This window comes from Veronia pacifica (assembly GCF_001707825.1).
GTDB lineage: Bacteria > Pseudomonadota > Gammaproteobacteria > Enterobacterales > Vibrionaceae > Veronia > Veronia pacifica.
Window position 1 is genome coordinate 1 of record NZ_LYBM01000110.1, and the last position, 838, is coordinate 838.

The following is an 838-nucleotide window of genomic DNA, read 5'->3' on the forward strand; positions in this document are numbered from 1 at the left end:
TGTGGAACTGGCATGGACCCTGAGCCTCAATAATGCCTCGGCCAGTGACACCACCCTATTGATTGACCTCAACAACCCCGGTAACAAAGGCAGCTTTACTGGCGACACCAACGGTATCTTTACCCTTTATCAGGCTGACGGTAAAACGCCGATCACCAGTGTCAACATGAGTACAGCAGATAAAGGTATCGTCAAGGTCGTGGTTCCTGCGGGCAATCAATCCGTGCAGCTCAAGGTACCGCTCACTAATGACGACGTGTTTGAAGGCGCAGAAACGTTTGCACTCAAGGCCACCGTTGAAGGGTCAGAAGACTGGATGACCGCAGATACGATCACCGTGAATGAGAGTCAGGCAACCCTTGCCATTGAGCGCGCTGAGGTTCTGAAGCATGGTGAAGAAAACGCTGACGGTGACTATACGGACGGTCCGGCCTGGCAGGTCTCACTGAACAACACAGCCAGCGAACCGACCACACTCAGGGTCAGTTTTTCTGACAGTGACTTCTCAGCCTCTTTCGATGACATAGCCAAAGAAGTCACTGTACGTGACCTCGATGGTAATATCATCGATCCTCCCAGCGAGGCCGCAGGCCCCAATGGTGGCTGGGCGCTCACCAATACCGGTATTGGCTATGGCGCAGATATTATCGTGCCCGCAGGGGAGCAGGGGATCCAGGTCTTTGCCACCCTGGTCGATGACGCGGTTTATGAGGCGGGTGAGATCCTTTCAATGCGGGTCGCGCTGGACGACCATGCCAACAGCTGGCACGACGGCGATGACCCATTTGAGTATGACGTTCATCAAGCCTTCATAATGGGTGAACACTTCTCCCTGCCC

At 54.3% G+C, this 838-nt stretch carries 1 protein-coding gene; it reads left to right on the forward strand.

Features of this window, described 5'->3' with window-relative positions:
* Positions 1-838, forward strand: an 838-nt coding sequence (locus A8L45_RS24830; RefSeq protein ID WP_175402078.1) for a hypothetical protein, incomplete at both ends; no start/stop codon positions are given.